This is a genomic window from Ruminococcus sp. (genome assembly GCF_017549005.1).
Classification (GTDB): domain Bacteria; phylum Bacillota; class Clostridia; order Oscillospirales; family Ruminococcaceae; genus Ruminococcus.
This window is the reverse complement of record NZ_JAFYYT010000053.1, coordinates 69316-91545: the sequence shown is the minus strand read 5'-3', so window position 1 is coordinate 91545 and position 22230 is coordinate 69316. Positions and strand designations below refer to the sequence as shown.

Genomic DNA, 22230 nt, shown 5'->3' with positions numbered 1-22230 from the left:
ATGTTTGAAGAAAAAATCCCCGCACCACTTCTCAATCGCATGGAGGTCATTCAGTTCAGTGGCTACACGGAGAGTGAAAAGTATCAGATAGCCGTCAAGCACTTGCTTCCGAGAGCAGAAAAGGCAGTCTGACCGAAGCCGCAAAAAAGCTGTATATCTCACAGCCTGCTGTCAGTCAGGCTGTGAAGAAATTAGAGGACGAGCTTTGTGTGAAGCTGTTCATCAGAAACAAAAGAAGCAGCCTTATCCTCACCGATGTGGGTGAAAGGATACTGCTGCTTGCAAATCAGATGCAGGCTCTTGAAAACAGGCTCTATCAGACGGCTATGGAGGAAAACGAACTGTCCGGCGGTGTTGTTCGTATCGCTGCCGTACCCATAGGAACATCAATTATATTGCCGAGGATATCGCCAATATTCCGCAAACAGTTCCCCGATGTAAAGGTAGAGCTGCTGGAAAGCAATCCCCTTGAAGTGAAAAATATGGTGCTTGATTACAAGGCTGATATAGGCATAAGCACATCGCCCTATCTCGGCTTACAGCACAGAGTTCTGACGAAAGATCACATGGTCTCGGTCAACCGTGATAAGGCGGTAAGCGTTGATCTCAGGAAGGTGCAAACCGACCTTGTGCTATGCCGTATTGCGAGAGATTCAATCGCCGAGCAAGAAAACATTGACCTGTCCCACGCAATGATCGTTGATGCCGCAAGCACACAGCTCAACATGGTGTCACAGGGAAATGGTACAGGTGTGCTGTCGGAGCTTATGCTGTCGAGCATTCCCAACAGCCTTGTGATAGGCAAAGTCAAGCCGGATATTGAAGTGGAGATAAGCCTTATCGCTCATGATTTTAACGAGCTTTCTCCTGCGGCTGAGAAAATGGCGGATATGATATTGGAGAGAAAATTTTGACAAAAAGGGACGGTTGATGAAAAAACTCCGCAGGAGATAGCAGAATATGTGATGGAATGATAAGAGCCTTGCCCCGTTTGGGGCAGGGCTTATTCATATGCTGTTATGGGATATGAAGTAAAGTATATGTGAATTAAGAAAGAGCCGGCATTTTTGCCGGTTCCAAATCTCTTTCAACCGAAAGTATCCCGTAATTTTTCAAGAAACAGCTCAGCTGCAGGAGAAAAAGCCTGATACTTTTTCCATATAAGATCAAGTCCCGAGATCATTTTCGGAGCAAGCGGACGGAAACATAGTTCGCTTTCGTCACTCGTGTTAGTTATACCGTCTATACCTACAGCGTAGCCAACCCCGGATTTTACCATAAGTGCAGCATTATACATCAGATTGAAAGTAGTGACTATATTCAGTTTATCAAAGTCATCACCGAACCATTGAATGAAAGCGTTGTTTTCGCTTTTTGTATTCAATACTTGACGAGAAAAAATCAACGGTAAATCTATAATGTCTGCTTTGGCGATAGCTTTCTTTTTTGCAAGCGGAGAATCCTTACGCATAACAACTCCCCATATATCTTCGGCAGGCAAATGTATATAGTCATATTTCGTAACATTTGCAGGCTGAACAAGAATACCGAAATCAAGCAAACCACGGTCAAGCCGTTCAGTTACATCAGCTTCATTGCCGCTGTAAAGATGATATCGTATATCTGGATATTCCGTCCTTAGCTTTGAAATGAGGTCAGCAATAAGACTTACTGCAAGAGTTTCTCCGCCACCGATATAGATATCACCTGCAATCGGTTTATCCATAGAAAGAAATTCAGCGGATGTCTTATCCACCATTGCAACTATTTCTTCGGCTCTTTTACGAAATATGAAACCTTCCTGTGTCAGTTTCATGCTGTGACTGCTTCGGTGAAACAATTTCTGTCCAAGTTCATCCTCCAAGTCCTTGATCTGTCTTGACAGCGTAGGCTGAGTAATATGAAGCTGTTCAGCAGCTGCCGTAATGCTTCCTTCTCTTGCGATAGTAAGAAAATAGCGTAATACACGAATTTCCATAGCCGTACCTCCTTTCGGGTATGGCTATATTATATCATTTCGTGATATGCCTGTCAAGCATATCTTGATTTGCTTATAAAGTATTTGCTATTTCGTATGAACTATGTTAGAATGAAAGCACAGGGAGGTGAACAGCATGGCAGACAAAATAGACCTGTTCAGAATAAAGCGCAACCTGACCGATGCAGGTATGTCAGAAGCAGAAATATCTGAGTGTATAAAGCTGATCGAACAGAAGCAGTACACAGCACTTGATAAGCTGATTACAAAGCACAGACTTTCACTGCTCGACAGAGTCCATAAGTATAATTATTGTATAGACTGCCTTGACTACTTCACCCACACGATAAAACGATCATGATCACATCAGTAAAGCTTTACGTATCACATTACTTAGAAGGAGTATTATTATGAAACAAAAAAAGATTAGATTGGCAACTATAATGATCTGCCTATGTACTGCATTACTTACTGGATGCGGCAATTCTCAGAACAATTCTACACAGAATAACGTTGATACGCCTAAAAGCTCACAGACAGAAGCTGATCCAACCGAACAGCTCATCACTGATATGACAGAAAAAGGAGGAAATACAATGAATTTCATGGAAAATCTTACACTTACGCAGGAATGGGACAAGACTTTCCCGAAGTCTGACAAGGTTGACCATCAGAAGGTTACTTTCCACAATAGATATGGAATTACACTTGCGGCTGATATGTATACTCCGAAGAACTCCGACGGAAAATTAGCTGCTATCGCAGTATGCGGACCTTTTGGCGCAGTCAAGGAACAATGCAGCGGTCTTTACGCACAGACACTTGCGGAGCGCGGTTTCCTGACTATCGCTTTTGATCCTTCCTTTACGGGAGAAAGCGGAGGTCAGCCGAGATATATGGCTTCTCCTGATATAAATACAGAGGACTTTCAGGCAGCAGTTGATTTCCTTTCAGTACAGGATAATGTTGATCCTGATAAGATAGGAATCTGCGGAATCTGTGGCTGGGGCGGCATGGCGATAAATACTGCAGCACTGGACACACGCATCAAGGCAACTGTTACAGCTACAATGTATGATATGTCCAGAGTCAATGCAAACGGATACTTTGATGAGAATGATAATGAAGAATCACGTTTTGCGACGAAAGAAGCTCTCAACGCACAGCGTACAAAAGACTACGCTTCAGGAGAATATGTACGCGGCGGCGGTTGTCTGCCTCTTCCGGTGCCTGATGATGTTCCGTTTTATGTAAAGGACTACAGCGAGTATTACAAGGGCAGAGCATACCACAGTCGTTCACTTAATTCAAACGATGGCTGGAATTCAATAGGTTGCATGTCATTCATCAATCAGCCTATCAATACCTACAGCAACGAGATAAGAAGCGCGGTTCTTCTTATCCACGGTGAAAAGGCTCATTCATGTTATTTCAGCAGAGACACTTATGAAGCTATGACTAAGGACAGCAAATATGCTGACAATAAGGAACTCATGATCATTCCTGATGCGGTTCATACCGACCTCTATGACGGCGGTGGAAAGGACGCAATTCCGTTTGATAAGATTGAAGAGTTCTACCGTGAATATCTTAAATAAAGGAGAAAAACATGTCTAAAAAGGTACTTGTCATATCATCGAGCCTGCGTAACAAAAGCAATTCCGAAATACTTGCCCGACAGGCGGCAAAGGGCGCAGAGGACGCAGGTCACGATGTAGAATTCATCACGCTGAAAGACAAAACACTGAATTTCTGCAAGGGCTGTCTTGCCTGTCAGAAAACAATGAAGTGTGTGATAAATGACGATGCTTCGGAAATCTGTGAGAAAGTCGGAAATGCCGAGGTGCTGATTTTCGCAAATCCGATTTATTACTATGAGCTTTGCGGTCAGCTCAAAACCTTGCTTGACCGCTGTAATCCGCTTTATCCGTCCGACTACAAGTTCAGAGATGTGTATCTTATCACTGCCTCTGCTGAGGACGGCGATGAGGTCTGTCAGACAGCTAAAGGCGGTATGCAGGGCTGGGTGAACTGCTTTGAAAAAGCAAGTCTCGTCAAGGTACTTTCTGGCGGAGGACTATCCGAGCCTGCCGATGCAGAAGCAAATGAAGCATATCTGCAAGCTGCTTATGAATTAGGAAATAATGTCTGAGGAGCGTGGCAGCTATGACAACATCAGAGTTTATTGCATATATGGACAGCGGCAAACAGGTCACGGCGGAGTGCGGGATACATCAGACGATGCACCGTCTCAGTCAGGAGGCTATCCGCATCACAATGGAGATCAACAGCCGTTATCATACACCCGATGAAATAAATGTCCTTATGTCCGAGCTGATTGGAGACCCTGTTGAAGTCGGGCTGTTCCCGCCGTTCTATACAGACTGCGGCAAGAATATCCATCTTGGTAAAGGCGTATTCATCAACGCCGGCTGTAAATTTCAGGATCAGGGCGGTATCTATATCGGAGATGGTGCGCTGATTGGTCATAACACAGTGCTTGCAACGCTGAATCACGGACTGCTTCCCGAAGAACGCCATGACCTGATACCAAAGCCTATACATATCGGCAAAAATGTCTGGATAGGATCTAACTCAACAGTTCTTCCGGGAGTTACGATCGGAGATAATGCTGTCATCGGTGCAGGTTCGGTGGTGACAAAAGATATTCTCAAAAATATGATAGCAGTCGGAAGTCCAGCGAAAGTGATAAGGAGTATATATGATGAAAAATAGATTGTTTACATCATTTCTTTTTTCTGTTGTCATGCTTATGTTCAGCGGCTGCGGAGCATATGAAGACGCCTTACCAACAAACAAAGGAAGTTCCATAACAGCCACTGCTACGGAATTTAAAGAACAGACAGTGAAAGAATCCGAGCCTATTATGAACATTTCTGTCGGAGATAAAGAGTTTCAGATCACGCTTGAAAATAATGATACCGTTACAGCATTGAAGGAGTTTCTGCCCATGACACTTGATATGTCAGAACTTAACAGCAATGAGAAGTATTATTATCTTGATTTGAAATTACCGTCAGCTCCAGAAAAAGTCGGCAGGATAACCGCAGGTGATATTATGCTGTATGGTGATAACTGCCTTGTTGTTTTCTACAAGAGCTTTGACACATCATACACCTACACTAAGATTGGTCATATCAAGGATACAACCGGATTGACCGATGCACTTGGAAGCGGCGGAGTAACTGTTTCTTTTCAGCTCGCCCCCACCAAGGTCACATATACAGTGCAGGATATACGCAATCTCAGCGATTTTATCCTTGGGAAACCAACAGAAAATGACCTGACAGATAAACATTATGATCTTGATAATGATGGTATATGGAGTACCTTTGATATTGTTCTGATGAGAAAAAAGATACTTGAACAGAAAAATATGAAAACAGAATTTGATTTTGACAGCAAGACCGTATTGCTGAACAGCGGCTATGCAATGCCAATACTCGGACTCGGTACCTGGACGCAGGACGAGGAAACAGTTGAAGGATCAGTCTATACAGCATTGAAAGACGGTTATCGTCTTATCGACACGGCTCAGTATTACGGCAACGAAACAGGCGTAGGCAACGGTCTGAAAAGAGCTGTATCCGAAGGTATAGTAAAACGTGAAGATGTTTTCATCACAACAAAAGTAATGCCCTCCAATTATGAGAGGGCATATCAGTCTATAGACGATTCGCTTAAAAGACTAAACGTGGATTACATCGACCTTATGCTGATACATCAATCCGGCAGCAAGGATACGGAGGTCTATAAGGCTCTGTGTCAAGGCGTAAGAGACGGAAAGCTCCGCAGTATTGGTATTTCAAATTATTATACTCCGGAAGAATATGAGCGTGTTACTGCAGGTGAGAACATCAAGCCGGCGGTGGTACAGAATGAGAACCACCCATTCTATCAGAATACGGAATTCAAAGAATATGTATCAAAGTATGGAACAGTAATCGAATCATGGTATCCATTCGGCGGTAGAGGTCATACGCAGGACTTGTTCGGCAATGAAACGATCATGGATATAGCAGAAGCACACGGCAAGACTTCCGCTCAGATAATCCTTCGCTGGCATTTGCAGGCAGGATATATTACGATACCTGGTTCGCAGAACCCAGATCATATCCTTGAAAATATCAGTGTATTTGATTTTGATCTGTCCGATGAGGAAATGCATAGAATGAGAGCACTGCATACAGGAAAACGATATGAAAACTGGTAAACTATACATACCATTAGCAACAACAAATATGAAATTATAAAAAGACCAGCTCCGTAAAGGAGCTGGCTTATTTTGTATCGTTATACTGCCTTTCGTCGTGTGCATTTCATGTGCATTCCGTGTGCATAACGCCTGTTTTTTCTTCACACGCGACTGCAAAAATGCATTTAAAACTGTTTTCTACAGGCATGAGAAAAGCCTGTATTTCGGTGTTTTTCTCGAAATACAGGCTTCTTAAAAGAGCGGACAGAGAGGGATTCGAATATTTATAAAGCCTCGTTTTCGCCTATAATTAGCCTTTTATTTTTTTCGTATGGAATACTTGTATGGAATGAGATTTTACCTGATGAAATACTATTCTTCTAATTGAATACGGTTTCAACAACATTATCTCTGAGCCTAGAAGAATGCAGTACAAGCCTTCAATACAGCATTTGTTTCAATTATTCAATACTCATGATAACAGTTCTTTTGCAGTCAATTTTTAGTGATAATCCGTTGTCCCAGCTTTCAAAATCAATAACGTCAATCTCTGCTTCACTATCTGGATCAAATAAATCGTACAGCCTTATGAGATGTGGCTTAAAGGAAAGAGGAGACGAAAGATCTCCAACCATGACCTCTGAAGGACCGGCCCAGTAGCAGCCGCCATATGCGACAAGAGCTGTAGCGTGGTCGTAATGTATATCAGTTATTATGAAAGATTCTCCGTTTGGAGCTCCATAATCATTATCATAGCCTCTCGGGATATAGTTATATACCTCAAGGGTAGTAAAGTTTGGACGGTTGGTTTTACAGTAATAAAACCGAGACGAGTTCAACAAGCTCTGCATACCGTTTGAAAATTCACTGAACGAGGAGCAGATTGACGTATTCCACAAGATACTTGACTGCGTGAGCGAGACTGCCGCCGCTGAGATGAGAGCTGCCTACAAGGTCGGCTTCAAGGACGGTGCAACTATGATGCAGGAGATTCAGGACTGATATGATCACAGCATAAGGAAAGGGCTATGTCCTCAGTGACCGTGTACGGAAGGCGTAGCTCTTTGATGATCCATAATTACAGCAAGTTATAACCCAAAGGTTCAAACCATATAACCAATCGAAACTTCTCAAAGCCTTCTTTTCATGGTATAATACACTCAAAGAACTTCGATCGGGGGTGTTATCATGGAAGAAAAGGCAAAAAAGAAACTGACAGTCAAGGGACTTCTGAAAGCGCTTCTTGTTGTCCTGCTGATACTTGTTATCATATCGCTTGTCATCATTTTAGGTGGTAAGAGCAACAAGAAGGACAATGCGATTATCAGAGGTGAAAGTGAAACGAAGTCGCTTGTGGTCTATTTCTCGCAGGCAGATGTAGTCGATCTCGACAAGACCGATGCTGTTTCATCGGCAAGTATGAGAACGGATAACAGCGGCAATGTTTACGGTAACACGGAGTACGTTGCAAGACTTTTCCAGCAAGCAACGGGTGCTGACTTGTACAGCATTCAGACAAGCAGGCTCTATTATGAGAGTTATCCGCTGACGGCTTATCGTGCGTTCTGGGAGGAACTGTTTAACACCCGTCCGAAGCTGATCGGACTTCCCGATGATCTCGATCAGTACGACACGATCTATGTGGGATTTCCCGTATGGTGGTTCAATGCCCCGATGCCGATCGGTTCTTTCTTTGAGGAATACGATGTCAGCGGAAAGACCATCGTTCCGTTCTGCACCAATCAGGGCAGCGGCGTGGATTCGGGCTATGAGCTTCTGAAGGACGAATGTGACGGGGCAACGGTCGCAGAGGGTTTTAACGGAAATAATACCGATCTGAATGAAGTTACGAATTGGCTGAAAAGTCAGGGATATATCAATGACTAATGGGAGGTCTACTATGGAATATGTACAGCTCAACAATGGGATCAAAATGCCTATGCTCGGCTACGGCGTGTATCAGGTGACAAAGGATGAGTGCGAGAGATGCGTGACCGATGCACTTTCAGTGGGCTATCGTCTGATCGACACAGCGCAGAGTTATTTCAACGAGGAGGAAGTCGGGGCAGCGATCGCAAAGTCAGGTATTCCGAGGGAGGATATTTTCCTGACAACTAAGGTCTGGGTGGAGCATTACGGCTACGAGGAATGCAAGAAGTCGGTCTACACCTCCCTTGAAAAGCTGAAAACGGACTATCTCGACCTGATGCTCCTGCACCAGCCATTTAGTGATTATTACGGTGCATACCGTGCATTGGAGGAGCTTTACAACGAGGGCGTTCTCCGTGCGATCGGCGTATCCAACTTCTATCCTGACAGACTGGTAGACATCGCCAGCTTTGCGAACATCGTGCCAATGGTAAATCAGGTGGAAACGCACGTCCTCAATCAGCAGAAGGTTGCTAAGGAGTATATGGACAAGTACGGCGTACAGTGTGAGGCGTGGGCGCCCTTCGGTGAAGGCAGAGGAGGTCTGTTTGAGAATGAAACGCTCATAAATATCGGCAAAAAATATGGCAAGACCTCCGCACAGGTCATGCTCCGCTGGAATATCCAGCGTGGTGTTGTGGTGCTGCCAAAGTCCACACACAGAGATCGTATGATCCAGAATATCGACGTTTTCGATTTCGTACTGTCCGATGAGGATATGACAGCGATCGCCGCCCTCGACACGGCGACAAGCTCGTTCTTCTCCCACTACGATCCTGCAATGGTGGAGTGGTTCGTGAAGATGGTCGAGGAACGCAAGAAGAACAATCGAAGTGAGAAGGAAACAAAGAACTGGTAAGGAGAAATGATATGAGCATTTTATTTATCAACGGCAGCCCGAATCCTGATGGAAATACTGCCGGACTTGCGAAGATATTGCTGAACGGTAAGAATTACGAAACGCTGAATCTGACAAACTATGTGATCGGCGTGTACGGACAGAAGCTCCCTAACGATCAGTTTGATGAAGTGATCGCAAAGATCAAGGCGGCAGATGTGCTTGTGATCGGCTCGCCGCTTTACTGGCACAACATCTGTGGCAGTGTGCGTACTTTGCTTGACAGATGCTATGGTCCGGTCGGGCAAGGAGAACTGAGCGGCAAGCTGTTCTTTATCTTTCAGGGAGCAGCACCCGAAAAGTGGATGCTTGAAGCCGGAGAATATACAATGTCACGCTTTGCCGGGCTTTACGGACTTTCCTATGAGGGTATGATCGTGAACTCCTCCGATGCAAAAAAGCTGTCTGCAAAGGTATAAGATGTATGAAAGACCTGTCTGATATGTTTGGACAGGTCTTTTGGCATTAACCTAAAGGTTTATGCTTGCTTTTTCGTCGGTGCTGTGATATAATGGAATATAGCAGATCTCTACGAAGGGAGCATTATTATGTATAACCACCAGCTCGACACATTTATCGTTGTCGCAGACAGCGGCAGCTTCAATAAAGCGGCGGAAGCACTGTTTATCTCGCCACCTGCGGTAATCAAGCAGATCAATCTTTTGGAGGACAGTCTCGGCGTTCGTCTGTTTACACGCACGCACAGGGGCTTGCAGCTTACAAAGGCAGGACAATCGGTCTATGAGGATGCACGGTATATCATTGCCTATTGCCGTGAATCGGTAGAGAGGGCGAAGAAAGCCGATGACACACAACCGTCTGTACTTCGTATCGGTACATCGACCATGACACCCGGACAGACCATTGTGGATATGTGGACGCAGATCAGAGAGGAGATCCCCGACATCAAATTCCAGCTCGTCCCCTTTGAAAACACTCCCGAAAACGCAAGAGAGATACTCAAAAACATGGGAAAGAACATTGACATCGTGTGCGGAGTTTATGATGAACGGGCGCTGAAACACTGGCAGTGTGCTGCACAATTTGTAGCAGATGTACCGATGCGCTGTGCAGTATCGGTTTATGATCCTCTTGCGAAAAAAGACAGGCTGACCGTGGAAGACCTGCACGGCAGGTCGATCATGCTGATCCGTGAGGGCTGGAACGAGGAAACGGACAGGCTTCGCAAATGGCTCACGGAAGAACACCCTGAGATCAACATTGTGACCTTTGATTTCATCAATCTTTCGGTGTTCAACGATTGCGAGAACAGCGATCATGTCCTGATGTGCATTGATATGTGGTCTAATGTCCATCCGCTGCTGAAAACGCTGCCTGTGGACTGGGACTATTCTATGCCCTTCGGTCTGCTTCATGCACCGAAACCGAGCAAGACCGTGAAGCGGTTCCTGAATGCGGTGAAAAAAGCTGAATAAGTAATAACCCAAAGGTTAATAGGTCATAACAAACGGAGACTTCTCATGAGGTCTCCGTTTTGCTATAATGTAGGTAAAGAAAACCGAAACGGAGGTATTGCTTATGAAACATACAATGAAAATCATGATCCCATTCCTGATGATCGCAGGACTGCTCACAGGCTGTGGAAGTCAGGAAAGTATTGACACAACTGCTGAAACAACTCAGGCGACAGAGGCGGTAACAACTGCTGCTGTAACAGAAAAGGAAACGCAAGCTGAAACTGAGAAAGCAGCAGAAATCCACTAGTCTGACGAGTTGCACGGTAAAAACGTATCTGTTTTTTATGAACGATTGCTTCATGAATCACTTTCAGGTTTCTGTCAAATTCAGTCCTCATAGGCTTATTCTTTTTAGGACAGTTTAAAATATAAGGTCTTAGCTCAGAAGCAAGATTCTTTGAAGAAAGTGTCAGTAGTTTTTGAATAAGATCTTTGCGTTCTTCGATTCTTATATATTCGCATGAACTTACCATATCGATTAGAAATCTCAACTCATGATCGCTGAATATATGCTCAATCCTAATGTTAGTCTTTATCTTTTTACCATTTTTGGCGCCGCTCTTATATTTTCCGAATATATCGCTTTTGTTCTCAAGGAAGCTTTCGATTGCATCTAGACTTGTGTCAATGGTTTTGATGTTTATAGCATGATGCTCTCCGAATTCTCTTTCAATTATGGAAGCAAGTTTCTTTTTTTCAAGCATATGTTTTTCATCAGTATACTTCAGCAGTACGTATAAAACCATCAACTTAGAATCAGTGATGTAGTCTTTCCACTCTTCTTTTGGCTTTTTCTGTTTTGGAGGCATAATATGTACTCCTAATTTTTTAAATTGATGCAACCCTCAAAAACGTTATTTCCCATCTTTGTTACTGAATCAGGAATTGTTACAGATGTTAAACTGGTACAATTCTCAAAAGCAAGGTCACCGATACTTGTTACAGAATCTGGAATAGTTATAGATATTAAACTACTACATCCAGTAAAAGCTTGACTACCAATGCAAGTAACTGAATTGGGAATTACTATTTCTTTAAGCTTACTGCATTCAAAAAATGCAGCATCATCAATTATATTTACCGAATCGGGAATTATTATTTTTTCAATTGCACAGCCTTCAAACATGCCGGATTCAATGCTTTTAAGAGAATTTGATAAGGAGATTTCCTTTAATGAACTACAGTATTCAAAAGCTTCGTAACCTATATCTGTTACTGAATCTGGAATTATTATTTTCTTTAAATCACTACACCCCATAAAGGCTGATTTTCCAATACTAATCAAATTGGCAGAAAGTTTAATACTTGTTAAACTTATACAGTCACGAAAAGCTAATTCGTCTATATATAATACCGAATCTGGCATTATAATACTTTCAATGTTAAAATATTCAAAAAAGGCTTTTGTGCCAATACGAGTAACTGTATCTGGAATAATGATTTCATCATCTAATCCATTATATTTTATTAAAACTCCATTGACAATTTCCATGTTATTCTGCTGCATAAATAATATCTCTCCTTTTATAAATTTTAAATAAAAATGTGTAGCTTATCAACAATAGCATTATATCACATTTTACATATTTTTTCAATATGATAATAAAAATTTTACAATTTAGTTATTATAAGATTTCCTTTGTTAAGCAATTGTGAAGATTATAGCTATACTCGCTGATATTTTCAGACAAAAATTATAATGTAAAAATTATTTCAAGACTTATATTAAAGCCTCGCAGAGCGCACATACCATGAAAGTGGTATATAAGTGCGCCCTTAAATCAGGGAAAAAAGTAGCAAAGGAAAAAGAGTTTTGCAGCGAATATCACTGTGAGGATTTTTACAATGCACAGGGTCAATGAAGAAAAGAAATGCTCATTTTAATTGTCGAAGCAGAACTGAAAAAAATGATTTTTATTGATATGCTCTACAGAAAAAATCTCAGATGGAATTAAAAAAATGCCGTGTAGATGTGTAAAATTTCAGTTTGCCTCTATTTTACGGCATTCCTTTTACACACCTATGTACAGCACTACACACCTCATGTACAGCAATGGAACAGCAGCTGTGTAAAAAGCTCCGCGATATATAGCCGTTTACGCACCATGTGCAGCAAACACACCGTTTTTGAAATCCATTACAGTTTTCAAACTCTTAAGAATAGCAGCGCCGTACCACGTACCAGATGTACCACATTTATGAGCTGTTACGTTTGTTACTTTTGGTACACGGTACATGACTCAGCTTTATAAAAACAGTCTCCTTTGGGAAAAGTAATTTTCATCTGAATTTGAAAAATGATGTATTTGGTGTATTCAGTGTATTCACATACGGTGTTAAGCCGTTTTCGGATACACACTGAATACATCGCCGCTGTATCAGATGTATTTTTGAAGTTTCGGAATACAGGCAATTAGACACCAAATACATCAAATACACCGATTTTGAAATCTATTTCAAAATGGCAAGCGCAGAAAGAGATTTTTCCTGAAAATGATTTCTGTAGAAGTGATAACTGAGTACATTTTTCATTTCCAACGGAGTTCGGAATATTATGATTTTCAATGAAAGTTTCTCCTGCGATACAGAGAAAAACTTAAAAAGTTTTCGGCTCCTTTAGCGCGCCTGGGAGGAGAGCAAGCAACGCCAGTGTCAGTACACTTTGGCATTTCCTTCAAAAGCTGTATTTGCTTTTTCAGAGGGGAGCAAGCATATCAAGTGTACGTACACTTTCGATTTTTTGAAAAATCCGTAACACTTGCAGCTCGCTTTTTTGGGAAATTCCCAGCCCCTTTGCCTTTATAAAATATGTATAAGGACTTCAAACTTGTTATCTTGCTATAAAAAATAAAATCATCCCTTGCAGCAGTATCTACTGCATCAAGAGCAGAGCCACATCTTACAAGTATCTATTCTTCGTTGCAACAGAATACAGACTTGCAGTAGCCCCCTGACGGAAATCAGATTTTTTGAAGAAGCATATTTGTACAAACCTTACACGAACATCTGAATGGATAAAAATATGATTAGCAAACGCTTGTTTGATTTTGACAACAGGAATGAGTAGTTGCTGTGCTTTTATGACTTTTAATACAACAGAATACTCCCTATCAGAGATAGCAGTATACCCCCGGAAAAGCGCTTTTTTTCGGGGGCTTTTTTCTGCCATAATGTCAATTGAATATGAAGTTCCAGTGAGCTATAATGGGTATACGATTTGCAGATTCGCAGACAAATTACATAACGTGTTTCATCTCAGAAACAAAAAATTTTCAAGGAGGGATGAAAGTGAAAATACCGAAATTTTTATATGAAAAGTCTGCAAAAAATGCAGCGGATAGGAGTATTATGAAAAGGAATGAAAATGAAACCATCGTAACAACAGAAACCACTTCATCTATTGCTCTGACAGACGAACAGGAGAAAGAGTTTGTAAAGGCAATGAAGATCGGTTACTACAATGCTTTTTACAAACAGGGACTCATAACTGCGGAACAGCTTGAAAAGCTTATCGCATTGCAGGAGCAGTCCGAACAGGCAGCATGAACACATTCCCTCTGCATTTGTGTATTGACTTTAAAGTGTAAAAGTTATATAATAAAAATGCAGGGGGATTCATTCCCCATTACGGGAAAAGGAGGAAAATGAATAACAAAACTAAAGTTGCGGCGTACTGCCGCGTAAGCACCAACATGGAAGATCAGCTCAATTCTCTGTCAGCACAGATAAAGTATTTCACCGAGTATATCAGTGAGCATGAAGACTGGGAACTTGTCGAGGTATATTATGATGAAGGTATCACAGGAACTTCCGTCAAAAAACGCGACGGCTTCAATCGTATGATTGCCGATAGTGAGGACGGCAGAATTGATCTCATTCTTACAAAAGAAGTAAGTAGATTCGCAAGAAATACCGTGGATACTCTTAATTACACCCGAAAGCTGTCTGCGTTAAATATCGGCGTAATCTTTATGAATGACGGTATTGACACCCGTGAAAAGGATGGTGAACTTCGCCTGACAATTATGTCATCCATTGCACAGGAAGAAAGTCGTAAGATATCTGAGCGTGTTAAATGGGGAATGCGTCGTAAAATGGAAAATGGTTACGTTTACGGATATTCTCATCTGCTTGGCTATCGTATTAAAGAAGGTAAAATAGAAGTAATACCCGAAGAAGCAGAAATTGTCAGACACATCTTTCATAAGTATGTTTATGAAGGCAAGGGCAGCTCTATAATTGCAAATGAACTGAACGCTGAAGGCTATACAAGCATAAAGGGTGCGATTTTTCGTCAGGATTCTGTGATAAGAATTCTGAAAAATGAGAAGTATTGCGGTGATCTGGTGCAATGGAAAAAAGTATGCACTGACTATCTCACGAAGAAAAAAGCATGGAATGATGGAACAAACCCAAATGTTCCCATTGTTTCGATACAAGATCACCATGAACCGATTATTTCCAGAGAAGTATTTGAGGCAGCACAGGAGTTACTAAGCAAGCGCGGTAAAAAATCTCGTGAGGGGCGTAAGTATTCTCAGCACTATTGGCATAGCAGCCGGGTTTATTGCGGTAAGTGTGGAAGTCCTTTTGGAATTACGGGTAGGAAAACTATAAAAAATCGTTGTCTGCGCTGTATCAATCGCTCTAAGTATGGTACAGTACAGAAAATGAATGTTAACGGTGTTATGGTCGGATGCGACAATAGATTTATCACTGAAAAAGTCATCAACACCTGCATGAAATATGTACTGGAGCATATTCAGAATAAACGAGATAGTATTTCTGAGCAGCTTCTTGCTGACATTAAGTTCATACAGGAAACCGCTACCGTGACAGATACAAAGCCGTTGCAGGAGAGAATTGAAAAAATCTCTGAAAAGAAGCGCAATTCTGTTGATCTTATGCTTGAGGGCATCATTTCAAAAGACGATCTGAAAGTTCAGGTGAATCAGTATGATGCTGAAATCGCAGAGTTATCCGAGCAGATTGCAAATAACAGTGATATTAGTCGTTATCATCAGAAGCAGCTTGAAGCAATACGCGGATATATTGCTCAGATCAATCAAACAGAGAATATGGATACAGACAGCTTTGAGGTCTATAATTCCATGCTCAAAAAGATAGTAGTATATGATAACAGTACGATAGACTTTTATCTATCTTGTATTCCATTCGGTTTTCACTTGACCTATCGGAACGAAAGAATTCCTCATACGCACAATATTTGGGGCGTAACTGTGGAAAAATGTGAGATAATCTCTGAGTAGTGTGCAAACGGAGGGTTCAGACATTTCAATGCCACAATTCTCATCAACAACGGTGTAGATATCAGAACTGTGCAGGGCTGTTTAGGTCACAGCTGCGCTACAACGACTTTGAACATTTACGCTCATACTTTCCAGGAAGCGCAGGCACGAGCAATGGACGATGTAGCAAAATGTATACTAAACCGAGAAAAAACAAAGGGTGCGTAATTTACTGTTAAATGAATAAATAAAGGACAGATAAAGGACAAACCCCATTTTTACTCCATAAGCAAAAAGAGGAAACGCCGATATATCGACGTTTCCTCTACTTTAAAACTGGCAGGGGCAGAAGGACTTGAACCCTCGGCACGCGGTTTTGGAGACCGCTGCTCTACCAACTGAGCTATACCCCTATAAAAAATGGCGCTGGTCAATCGCAACACATTAATTATATCAGAATAGATGCTAACTGTCAAGGGATTTAAGAAAAATTTATTTTTTAACTATTATTGCTGTTAAGTCCACACTCGCTATAATTAATAATGTTATTATAAAAATACTTATATCATTTTTACATAAAGCCTTTAATACATTTCTCAAACTTTTTACATCGTTACAGCAGAAATGATAACACATTATTTATATTCAGATAAAGTATAATATAAATGCCCTGCTAATGCAGGGCAATTAATTTTTAATTATATTTCTTGAAATTCTCAGCTTGTTCCATAACCTTTTCAAAAACCTCTTCATCCCACTCAGGCGGATAGCCATTTTGATATAGAAGCACTATTAAGTCCATATTCAACTGATTTTTTATATCATCACGAGTAGACCAATCAGCAAATTGTGATTTATCATCAGCTAGTTCTTTGATTTTCTTTGCGAGAATAATACACTTTTCATCCTCATATTTGAAGCCATGAACATCACATACTTTAACAAGAATATCATAGAAAGCCTTTTCTTCATAAGTGATACTCATTTTTTCGAAAGATGATTTATCTTCCTGCAAATCTTTTAGTATTTGTATAAGCTGATCAGAAAGGTCGTTAACAAAGTCAGCTACAACTACGCTCGTAAATACGAGTTTATCTCTGCTGTTATAGGCGTCAACGACCTGTTTTAATCGTTCATCGAACGCGATAGCCTTAACTTTGTTGTGCGTCCATACGCAGTAATAGCTTTTCATAAAAGCTTCAATAAGGCATTAAAACGTGTTATAGGCATTTTGACCTTTTTCAGTTCATCAAGGAAGTTTTCGCTGAATAAGTCTACCTGCTTGTTCTCATCAACGATATTCTCTACATCAGTGTAGGTGATTGCATCATGCACCATATCCTCAACAACACGATGCACTGGATCATGTCGATGAATGTTATTTCTTATTCACCTGTAAAAAGTGCATCAAGCTGGATTATGATGACTCGTTTTATCGTGCCTGCTTTTTGTGCCGTGAGGTCACAGCCGATTCCATGCTTGAAGCGGAGTATGATGCCGAACTCGCAAAGAACAAATTGACCGAGGAAACACCTTAATCGGGTAATGTCATTAACCTAAGAAAAAAGATGTAAGAGGCAAATACTCTTACATCTTTTTAGTTTAACCGACATTGAGGCAATGCCAAATACTGATGCAAGAAGTTTTGACTCATACATCTCTTTATTTAGCTTAATGCCATTACGATTTTTCGGAATAGTATTTTTTAATAATTAGAAAAAGCTTTACAAAAAAGAAATACAATATTATAGATTTCTTACCATATTTAATATTATAATAGTATAAGGAAAAGTGTCAACCGTCTTCTTTTTAAAAAGGTGGGATCTATATGAAAAAGATAGTTTCTATTTTTATTTCTTTACTCACATTAATATCCATCTATCCTATAAGTGCCAAAGCACAGGAAAAAATCTATCCTGATACTTCCGATGATTTGATGCTTCATAATTCAAGCACACGTATCATAGGCGATGTAAATAGCGATGACGAGCTGAATGTAAGCGACCTTGTCACTATGGTGCTTTATCTCCATGGTTCAAGGGAATACAAAGATACGATGGTTTATGCCGATGAATTGAATTATCTCGACATAAATTTGGACGGAAACGCCGACATTTTTGATCTTGTAGAACTGAGAAAAGCAGTTATAGCTCCGGAAACAGCATTTAAACAGGTTAGCAGCGTTGATATCCTTGCTACAGCAGACAGGGCTGAAATAAAATCAGCTTTCATAAGTTCGCCTGGGGAACTCACAGCATATCTTGAGAATATCGGCACTGATGATGAAGAAATACAGAAATACCTCGGTATCTATGACGGTGACTTTTTCAAAAAAAGCGACGTTATACTCGGTACACTTGAACAAGAATACGGTGAGGGTATTCATTTCATGGCTCCTGTATGTGATTATCTGCAAGGGAAATTTCTGGATATAGCCGAAAGTGAGATGTTCTTCGAATACTATGGATTTGATCCCGAGAGCGTAAGGAAATCCGCTATATACTGTCTTTATACTCGGCAGGAGTATAAATCTCACCCTATGGTATATAAAAAGAAAAAGAATATCATTCTGTTCCAGGTAACTGTGCCCAAAACAGTCAGAGAAACATCAAACGGTATATGCGTATTATTCGATTTTGAATTATTCACTCCTGATTACTATGCTCATCAATATGATTCTCCCGATGGCAAACACAAGCTCTACATCACCGTGGCAGAAGATCATTTTATGGACGATACCTGTCAGTATACATTCTATGAGATAGAAAATGACGGTTCTTATACTTATCTCGGGGAATACTATGACGGATATGCATATTATGGAGACGTCTTCAACCGTGAATATATCAAGACAAACGAGGGGCAATATACCGCATATGTTTTCGATGATGCCTGTAAAATCATATGGAAAGGAAACGACTTCGACATTCAAATCAAAACATATGTATTCAACGAAAAGATTAATGAATGGGTATTGGACTGGGAAAGCATCCTTACAAGAAATAATTAGCATTAACTATCAAATCCCCTTTCCGTTAAGGAAAGGGGATTTCGGTTTGTAAAAAACTCATTAAACTTCTCTATAACCGACAGGACCTGTCCTGCTTCAAGCTGTTTTTCTGCAAGTTTCATAATACGTATGACCACACCTATCTGTTAGATACGCTTATTATTAACGGCATAACCCTTGATTATGCAATCTTTCAGTGCCTTGTTCGTCCATCTACGGAACTTGACAACGCGCTGCGACTTTATACGGCAGCCGACGGAAATAATAACGTCAAGGTTATAATAGTCAACTTGATATGTTTTACCGTCAGCGGCAGTTGCCGCAAATTTTGCAACAACTGAATTTTGATCACACTCACCTTCTTTGAAAATATTTCTGATATGACTTGATACAATGGATTTGAAAAACGCCTTCGAATATGGTATAATTATGGAAAATACAGAAAGGCGGTCGGTTTAACTTATGATAATACTGATAACAGGTGCTTCTCATACGGGGAAAACGCTACTTGCACAGAAGCTGCTTGAAAAATACAAGTATTCCTACCTGTCGATTGATCACCTGAAAATGGGACTTATAAGAAGCGGTCAGACCGAGCTCACGCCCTATGATGACGACAAGCTGACGGCATACCTCTGGGACATTCTGAAAGAAATTATAAAAACCGCTATTGAGAACGGACAGAACCTCATAATCGAGGGCTGTTATATTCCCTTCGACTGGCAGAACAGCTTCGACGCCGACTACCTTTCGCAGATAAAATACATCTGCCTTGTTATGAGCGAAAACTATATAAACAGTCATTTCAATGACATTGTCAGCTTCGGAAATGTTATCGAAAAGCGGCTTTCCAACGACCTCGACATTGAGGAGATAAAGCAGGACAATCTGGAGTATTTTCGCGGCTGTATCAGGTACGGGCTCGAATACTTCCTGATAGAGAATGAGTATGACCTGGAGAGGTGCTGCATATGAGCAATCCATGGGAAGAAATAAGTCTTGACGACTACGAAAAACACATGAGCCTTGATTCTGTGCGGCAGCTTCAGGCAATGAATTCCATAATGCAAGAGCAGTTCAGCGCCTACCCTGCCGAGACCGCAATGGTACTGGGCATCGCAGGGGGAAACGGTCTTGAGCACGTCCGCCCCGAGAAGTTCCGCAGGGTCTACGGCGTGGACATAAATGCGGACTATCTCCGTGCGGTGTTCGGGCGATATACGGAGCTTTCGGGCGTACTGGAATGCCTGCACATCGACCTTGTGAACGAAGCCGAAAAACTGCCGCGGACTCAGCTACTGATAGCGAATCTGCTCATCGAATACATCGGCTATGGAGCGTTTCAGAAATCCATTTTGCAGACCGCTCCCGATTACGTTTCCTGCGTGATACAGATAAATACTGACGAAAAACAGTGGGTGTCTGAGTCGCCGTACCTTCACGCATTCGACAGGCTGGACGAGGTCCATCATCAAATGGAGGAAAAGGTGCTGACGGCCGCTATGGTCGAGATAGGTTACACACTGATATTTCAGAAGTCCCATCCTCTTCCCAACGGCAAGGCACTTGTAAGACTGGATTTTAAGAAGGAATGGTGATTCCATATGTTGGAAATAAATGAAGCATATTATGAAGGATATGAAGACAAGCCATGGAAAATAGATGACCTTTCATTAGTATAAATGAAGCGTTCAAGGCTCGGCATAGTCCAGCGCTTTGAGCTGATAATATTGCTTATAGTTTTGTCCACGAAGCCGCTGTCATCAATAAAAACTATGCCCTTTTCGTCAAGTGCAAATGCAAAATATGTATTAAGCAGAGAGGTGTTTTCCCTGTCGGGGATAGAAAAAGTGACCGTCAGCGAATCGTAGTTGATCTCGGCTTTGGTGGAATGGATAGCGGAGAGGTCGATGTCCATTTCAATGCCCATATCGAACTTGTTCCTGTTCTCCAGCCACTCGGCAGAAGTCAGCACGGCAACTAAATGACCTTTTGCAAGAATTATAACAGAGACCGCTTGCTATTTCTGAGAATTTATGCTATAATTTGAAAAATAATTCCGACAGGGAGGTCACATCATGCTTGACTTTATTTCCATTAACGAACACAGCAGCATTCGAATCGACGAGGAAAAGATAATTTACTCAGACCCGTACAACATCAGCGGCACTCCTCACGACGCCGACATCGTTTTCATCACTCACAGTCACTTCGACCACTATTCCCCCGATGATATCCGCAAGATCATGAAGCCTGGTACCGTTATCGTCTGTCCGGCTTCAATGAACGAGCCGAAGGAGCTTGGTCTGACCGTAAAGCAGGTGTCCGCAGGCGAGAAGTCCGAAGTCCTCGGAGTCAGATTTGAGGCTGTCCCTGCATACAATATAGGCAAACCCTTCCACCCGCATTCCAACGGCTGGCTTGGATACATCATCGACAGTCCCGACCACGGACGCGTCTACATCGCAGGAGACACGGACATAACTCCTGATAACAAGCAGGTGAATTGCGACATTGCTCTCATTCCTGCGGGAGGTACATTTACTACTGACGCTTCACAGGCTGCGGAACTTGTAAACGCTATCCGTCCTAAATATGCAATCCCGATACACTACGGAACAGTGGCAGGAAGTCCTGCTGACGGAGAGACGTTCCGCAAGGCCGTTGACGGCGAAATCAAAGTTATAATAAAGCTATGAATATTGATATTAATTTAATAGTAAACAAGGTCTTTCCTCCTGTCACTGACAGATCGCGGAAATATGGCCATATATGCTACTACGCTCAGTCCGATGTGACCTGTTATGTGATCCGAGGAGAGCATGGAGACATATTGATAGATACAGGAATGCCTCAGGTTTGGCACGGACTGCACGAATGGCTGAAAGAGTATGATATCAGGTACGTTCTGCTTACTCATGCCCACGCTGACCATGACTGGAATGCGGCAAAGCTCCAGCAAATGGGAGCGAAAATTCTGCTTGATATGCGTGACAGAACTCTCCGACAAAATTATATGTCACAAAGGGTAAAGCCCACTCTGCCCAAATACAGATTCAGGAATTACACACAATGGATAAACGGCAGTCTGTTCAAAAGCCCTCGCTACAATGCAGATATCTACTTTGACGGAAAAGAGCGCTCACTTCTACGAAAGCTCGGTTTTGAAGCAGATATTATACAGCTTCCGGGACACACATACGGTTCTGTCGGGGTATACAGCAAGAACGTACTGTACTGCGGTGATGCCTTTACAGCATTGTGGAAACGTCCTGATATCACGCCTCATGCAGTCAGTCCGCGGCTTATGCGGAAGTCACTGGAGCGGATAGTAAAACTGTCTCCCGAGTGGTTAGCCTGCGGACACGGATTGCCGATACGCTTTGAAAAGGCGTTCCCTGTAATAGCAGAGTATCTCAGGAACTTCGACTGATAAATAGACATGATATAATATTCAAACTGCCAATATGCC

Annotated in this window: 26 protein-coding genes, 1 tRNA gene and 3 pseudogenes; 21 read left to right on the top strand and 9 right to left on the bottom strand. The window is 41.8% G+C overall.

The features are described 5' to 3' along the window. The 3 genes and pseudogenes from IKW96_RS13130 (at position 1) to IKW96_RS13125 (ending at position 914) form a co-directional block, all read left to right on the top strand. Entirely contained in the window at positions 1-132 is a 132-nt protein-coding gene (locus IKW96_RS13130; RefSeq protein WP_296575794.1) for a hypothetical protein, read from the top strand. Further along, positions 129-206, top strand: a pseudogene (locus IKW96_RS14850) (LysR family transcriptional regulator); the annotation flags it as partial. The gene IKW96_RS13130 and the pseudogene IKW96_RS14850, both read left to right, overlap by 4 nt. A gap of 3 nt (positions 207-209) precedes the next feature. After that, positions 210-914: a LysR family transcriptional regulator gene (locus IKW96_RS13125; RefSeq protein WP_296575730.1), complete on the top strand. Its 705-nt coding sequence runs from the start codon at positions 210-212 to the stop codon at positions 912-914. 173 nt (positions 915-1087) lie between these two features. Here IKW96_RS13125 and IKW96_RS13120 read toward each other — a convergent pair whose 3' ends face one another. After that, entirely contained in the window at positions 1088-1978 is an 891-nt protein-coding gene (locus tag IKW96_RS13120) for a LysR family transcriptional regulator (protein ID WP_296575728.1), read from the bottom strand. A gap of 136 nt (positions 1979-2114) precedes the next feature. On the opposite strand from IKW96_RS13120, the gene IKW96_RS13115 reads away from it, so the two are divergent. The 5 genes from IKW96_RS13115 to IKW96_RS13095 all read left to right on the top strand — a co-directional run bounded on the left by IKW96_RS13115 (position 2115) and on the right by IKW96_RS13095 (position 6212). Beyond that, positions 2115-2339, top strand: coding sequence for a hypothetical protein (locus tag IKW96_RS13115; protein ID WP_296575724.1), 225 nt, complete (start codon positions 2115-2117; stop codon positions 2337-2339). 235 nt (positions 2340-2574) lie between these two features. Then, positions 2575-3576: an alpha/beta hydrolase gene (locus IKW96_RS13110; protein ID WP_296575791.1), complete on the top strand. Its 1002-nt coding sequence runs from the start codon at positions 2575-2577 to the stop codon at positions 3574-3576. Positions 3577-3587: 11 nt separating this feature from the next. Continuing rightward, a complete protein-coding gene (locus IKW96_RS13105; RefSeq protein ID WP_296575721.1) occupies positions 3588-4130 on the top strand; it encodes a flavodoxin family protein in 543 nt (180 codons plus the stop codon). Positions 4131-4144: 14 nt separating this feature from the next. Further along, positions 4145-4714, top strand: a complete 570-nt coding sequence (locus IKW96_RS13100) for a sugar O-acetyltransferase (protein WP_296575719.1) — start codon at positions 4145-4147, stop codon at positions 4712-4714. Then, on the top strand, positions 4704-6212 hold the full coding sequence (locus IKW96_RS13095) for an aldo/keto reductase (protein ID WP_296575716.1): 1509 nt from the start codon (positions 4704-4706) through the stop codon (positions 6210-6212). The genes IKW96_RS13100 and IKW96_RS13095 overlap by 11 nt, the downstream gene beginning before the upstream one ends. A 443-nt stretch (positions 6213-6655) precedes the next feature. Here IKW96_RS13095 and IKW96_RS13090 read toward each other — a convergent pair whose 3' ends face one another. After that, a complete protein-coding gene (locus IKW96_RS13090) occupies positions 6656-7093 on the bottom strand; it encodes a hypothetical protein (RefSeq protein ID WP_296575713.1) in 438 nt (145 codons plus the stop codon). Between IKW96_RS13090 and IKW96_RS14845 the strand changes: the two are divergent. The 5 genes and pseudogenes from IKW96_RS14845 to IKW96_RS13070 form a co-directional block, all read left to right on the top strand. Then, positions 7023-7196 (top strand): annotated as a pseudogene (locus tag IKW96_RS14845) (DUF6809 family protein); the annotation flags it as partial. The gene IKW96_RS13090 and the pseudogene IKW96_RS14845 sit on opposite strands and share 71 nt — an antisense overlap. Positions 7197-7382: 186 nt before the next feature. Further along, a complete protein-coding gene (locus IKW96_RS13085; protein ID WP_296575710.1) occupies positions 7383-8081 on the top strand; it encodes a flavodoxin in 699 nt (232 codons plus the stop codon). 13 nt (positions 8082-8094) lie between these two features. After that, positions 8095-8982, top strand: a complete 888-nt coding sequence (locus tag IKW96_RS13080) for an aldo/keto reductase (RefSeq protein WP_296575707.1) — start codon at positions 8095-8097, stop codon at positions 8980-8982. 11 nt (positions 8983-8993) lie between these two features. Beyond that, a complete protein-coding gene (locus IKW96_RS13075; RefSeq protein ID WP_296575704.1) occupies positions 8994-9440 on the top strand; it encodes a flavodoxin family protein in 447 nt (148 codons plus the stop codon). Positions 9441-9569: 129 nt separating this feature from the next. Next, entirely contained in the window at positions 9570-10457 is an 888-nt protein-coding gene (locus tag IKW96_RS13070; protein WP_296575701.1) for a LysR family transcriptional regulator, read from the top strand. 155 nt (positions 10458-10612) lie between these two features. On the opposite strand, the gene IKW96_RS13065 is transcribed toward IKW96_RS13070, so the two are convergent. Both IKW96_RS13065 and IKW96_RS13060 read right to left on the bottom strand, forming a co-directional pair. Further along, positions 10613-11308 (bottom strand): hypothetical protein, encoded by a 696-nt coding sequence (locus tag IKW96_RS13065; protein WP_296575697.1) that lies wholly within the window; start codon positions 11306-11308, stop codon positions 10613-10615. 11 nt (positions 11309-11319) lie between these two features. Next, on the bottom strand, positions 11320-12006 hold the full coding sequence (locus IKW96_RS13060) for a leucine-rich repeat domain-containing protein (protein WP_296575695.1): 687 nt from the start codon (positions 12004-12006) through the stop codon (positions 11320-11322). A gap of 1841 nt (positions 12007-13847) precedes the next feature. Here IKW96_RS13060 and IKW96_RS13055 point away from each other — a divergent pair. From IKW96_RS13055 to IKW96_RS13045, 3 genes and pseudogenes are all read left to right on the top strand, one after another. Further along, positions 13848-14045 (top strand): hypothetical protein, encoded by a 198-nt coding sequence (locus IKW96_RS13055; protein WP_296575692.1) that lies wholly within the window; start codon positions 13848-13850, stop codon positions 14043-14045. A 98-nt stretch (positions 14046-14143) separates the two neighbouring features. Next, positions 14144-15769, top strand: coding sequence for a recombinase family protein (locus IKW96_RS13050; RefSeq protein ID WP_296575689.1), 1626 nt, complete (start codon positions 14144-14146; stop codon positions 15767-15769). Between the two features lie 24 nt (positions 15770-15793). Then, positions 15794-15976 (top strand): annotated as a pseudogene (locus tag IKW96_RS13045) (tyrosine-type recombinase/integrase); the annotation flags it as partial. Between the two features lie 109 nt (positions 15977-16085). Here the strand turns inward: IKW96_RS13045 and IKW96_RS13040 are convergent. The 3 genes from IKW96_RS13040 to IKW96_RS13030 form a co-directional block, all read right to left on the bottom strand. Beyond that, positions 16086-16161, bottom strand: a tRNA-Trp gene (locus IKW96_RS13040). Between the two features lie 281 nt (positions 16162-16442). Then, the gene (locus tag IKW96_RS13035; protein WP_296575686.1) at positions 16443-16940 is read right to left on the bottom strand and encodes a type I restriction enzyme endonuclease domain-containing protein; all 498 of its coding nucleotides are present in this window, start codon (positions 16938-16940) and stop codon (positions 16443-16445) included. Then, entirely contained in the window at positions 16937-17086 is a 150-nt protein-coding gene (locus IKW96_RS13030) for a hypothetical protein (protein ID WP_296575683.1), read from the bottom strand. The genes IKW96_RS13035 and IKW96_RS13030 overlap by 4 nt, the downstream gene beginning before the upstream one ends. Before the next feature lie 490 nt (positions 17087-17576). Between IKW96_RS13030 and IKW96_RS13025 the strand changes: the two genes are divergently transcribed. Continuing rightward, the gene (locus tag IKW96_RS13025) at positions 17577-18758 is read left to right on the top strand and encodes a hypothetical protein (RefSeq protein WP_296575681.1); all 1182 of its coding nucleotides are present in this window, start codon (positions 17577-17579) and stop codon (positions 18756-18758) included. 146 nt (positions 18759-18904) lie between these two features. Here IKW96_RS13025 and rhuM read toward each other — a convergent pair whose 3' ends face one another. Continuing rightward, complete coding sequence (gene rhuM / locus IKW96_RS13020; RefSeq protein WP_296575788.1) at positions 18905-19129, bottom strand: RhuM family protein; 225 nt, start codon at positions 19127-19129, stop codon at positions 18905-18907. Between the two features lie 91 nt (positions 19130-19220). Between rhuM and IKW96_RS13015 the strand changes: the two genes are divergently transcribed. Together IKW96_RS13015 and IKW96_RS13010 are read left to right on the top strand one after the other, a co-directional pair. Further along, complete coding sequence (locus IKW96_RS13015; RefSeq protein ID WP_296575679.1) at positions 19221-19733, top strand: AAA family ATPase; 513 nt, start codon at positions 19221-19223, stop codon at positions 19731-19733. Then, on the top strand, positions 19730-20356 hold the full coding sequence (locus IKW96_RS13010) for a methyltransferase type 11 (protein WP_296575677.1): 627 nt from the start codon (positions 19730-19732) through the stop codon (positions 20354-20356). Before IKW96_RS13015 ends, IKW96_RS13010 begins: the two co-directional genes overlap by 4 nt. A 29-nt stretch (positions 20357-20385) precedes the next feature. On the opposite strand, the gene IKW96_RS13005 is transcribed toward IKW96_RS13010, so the two are convergent. Beyond that, positions 20386-20733 carry a hypothetical protein gene (locus IKW96_RS13005; protein ID WP_296575673.1) on the bottom strand — a complete coding sequence of 116 codons (348 nt, stop codon included), beginning with the start codon at positions 20731-20733 and terminating at the stop codon, positions 20386-20388. A 103-nt stretch (positions 20734-20836) separates the two neighbouring features. On the opposite strand from IKW96_RS13005, the gene IKW96_RS13000 reads away from it, so the two are divergent. After that, on the top strand, positions 20837-21457 hold the full coding sequence (locus IKW96_RS13000; RefSeq protein WP_296575672.1) for an MBL fold metallo-hydrolase: 621 nt from the start codon (positions 20837-20839) through the stop codon (positions 21455-21457). After that, complete coding sequence (locus tag IKW96_RS12995; protein ID WP_296575667.1) at positions 21454-22191, top strand: MBL fold metallo-hydrolase; 738 nt, start codon at positions 21454-21456, stop codon at positions 22189-22191. Before IKW96_RS13000 ends, IKW96_RS12995 begins: the two co-directional genes overlap by 4 nt. The last annotated feature ends 39 nt before the right edge of the window (positions 22192-22230 follow it).

Bases quoted from the DNA above. Each gene is read 5' to 3' on its own strand.
- IKW96_RS13130 (WP_296575794.1), top strand. From the start codon at position 1: ATGTTTGAAGAAAAAATCCCCGCACCACTTCTCAATCGCATGGAGGTC.
- IKW96_RS13120 (WP_296575728.1), bottom strand. From the start codon at position 1,978: ATGGAAATTCGTGTATTACGCTATTTTCTTACTATCGCAAGAGAAGGA.
- IKW96_RS13115 (WP_296575724.1), top strand. From the start codon at position 2,115: ATGGCAGACAAAATAGACCTGTTCAGAATAAAGCGCAACCTGACCGAT.
- IKW96_RS13110 (WP_296575791.1), top strand. From the start codon at position 2,575: ATGAATTTCATGGAAAATCTTACACTTACGCAGGAATGGGACAAGACT.
- IKW96_RS13105 (WP_296575721.1), top strand. From the start codon at position 3,588: ATGTCTAAAAAGGTACTTGTCATATCATCGAGCCTGCGTAACAAAAGC.
- IKW96_RS13100 (WP_296575719.1), top strand. From the start codon at position 4,145: ATGACAACATCAGAGTTTATTGCATATATGGACAGCGGCAAACAGGTC.
- IKW96_RS13095 (WP_296575716.1), top strand. From the start codon at position 4,704: ATGAAAAATAGATTGTTTACATCATTTCTTTTTTCTGTTGTCATGCTT.
- IKW96_RS13085 (WP_296575710.1), top strand. From the start codon at position 7,383: ATGGAAGAAAAGGCAAAAAAGAAACTGACAGTCAAGGGACTTCTGAAA.
- IKW96_RS13080 (WP_296575707.1), top strand. From the start codon at position 8,095: ATGGAATATGTACAGCTCAACAATGGGATCAAAATGCCTATGCTCGGC.
- IKW96_RS13075 (WP_296575704.1), top strand. From the start codon at position 8,994: ATGAGCATTTTATTTATCAACGGCAGCCCGAATCCTGATGGAAATACT.
- IKW96_RS13070 (WP_296575701.1), top strand. From the start codon at position 9,570: ATGTATAACCACCAGCTCGACACATTTATCGTTGTCGCAGACAGCGGC.
- IKW96_RS13065 (WP_296575697.1), bottom strand. From the start codon at position 11,308: ATGCCTCCAAAACAGAAAAAGCCAAAAGAAGAGTGGAAAGACTACATC.
- IKW96_RS13060 (WP_296575695.1), bottom strand. From the start codon at position 12,006: ATGCAGCAGAATAACATGGAAATTGTCAATGGAGTTTTAATAAAATAT.
- IKW96_RS13055 (WP_296575692.1), top strand. From the start codon at position 13,848: ATGAAAAGGAATGAAAATGAAACCATCGTAACAACAGAAACCACTTCA.
- IKW96_RS13050 (WP_296575689.1), top strand. From the start codon at position 14,144: ATGAATAACAAAACTAAAGTTGCGGCGTACTGCCGCGTAAGCACCAAC.
- IKW96_RS13035 (WP_296575686.1), bottom strand. From the start codon at position 16,940: ATGAAAAGCTATTACTGCGTATGGACGCACAACAAAGTTAAGGCTATC.
- IKW96_RS13030 (WP_296575683.1), bottom strand. From the start codon at position 17,086: ATGGTGCATGATGCAATCACCTACACTGATGTAGAGAATATCGTTGAT.
- IKW96_RS13025 (WP_296575681.1), top strand. From the start codon at position 17,577: ATGAAAAAGATAGTTTCTATTTTTATTTCTTTACTCACATTAATATCC.
- IKW96_RS13015 (WP_296575679.1), top strand. From the start codon at position 19,221: ATGATAATACTGATAACAGGTGCTTCTCATACGGGGAAAACGCTACTT.
- IKW96_RS13010 (WP_296575677.1), top strand. From the start codon at position 19,730: ATGAGCAATCCATGGGAAGAAATAAGTCTTGACGACTACGAAAAACAC.
- IKW96_RS13000 (WP_296575672.1), top strand. From the start codon at position 20,837: ATGCTTGACTTTATTTCCATTAACGAACACAGCAGCATTCGAATCGAC.
- IKW96_RS12995 (WP_296575667.1), top strand. From the start codon at position 21,454: ATGAATATTGATATTAATTTAATAGTAAACAAGGTCTTTCCTCCTGTC.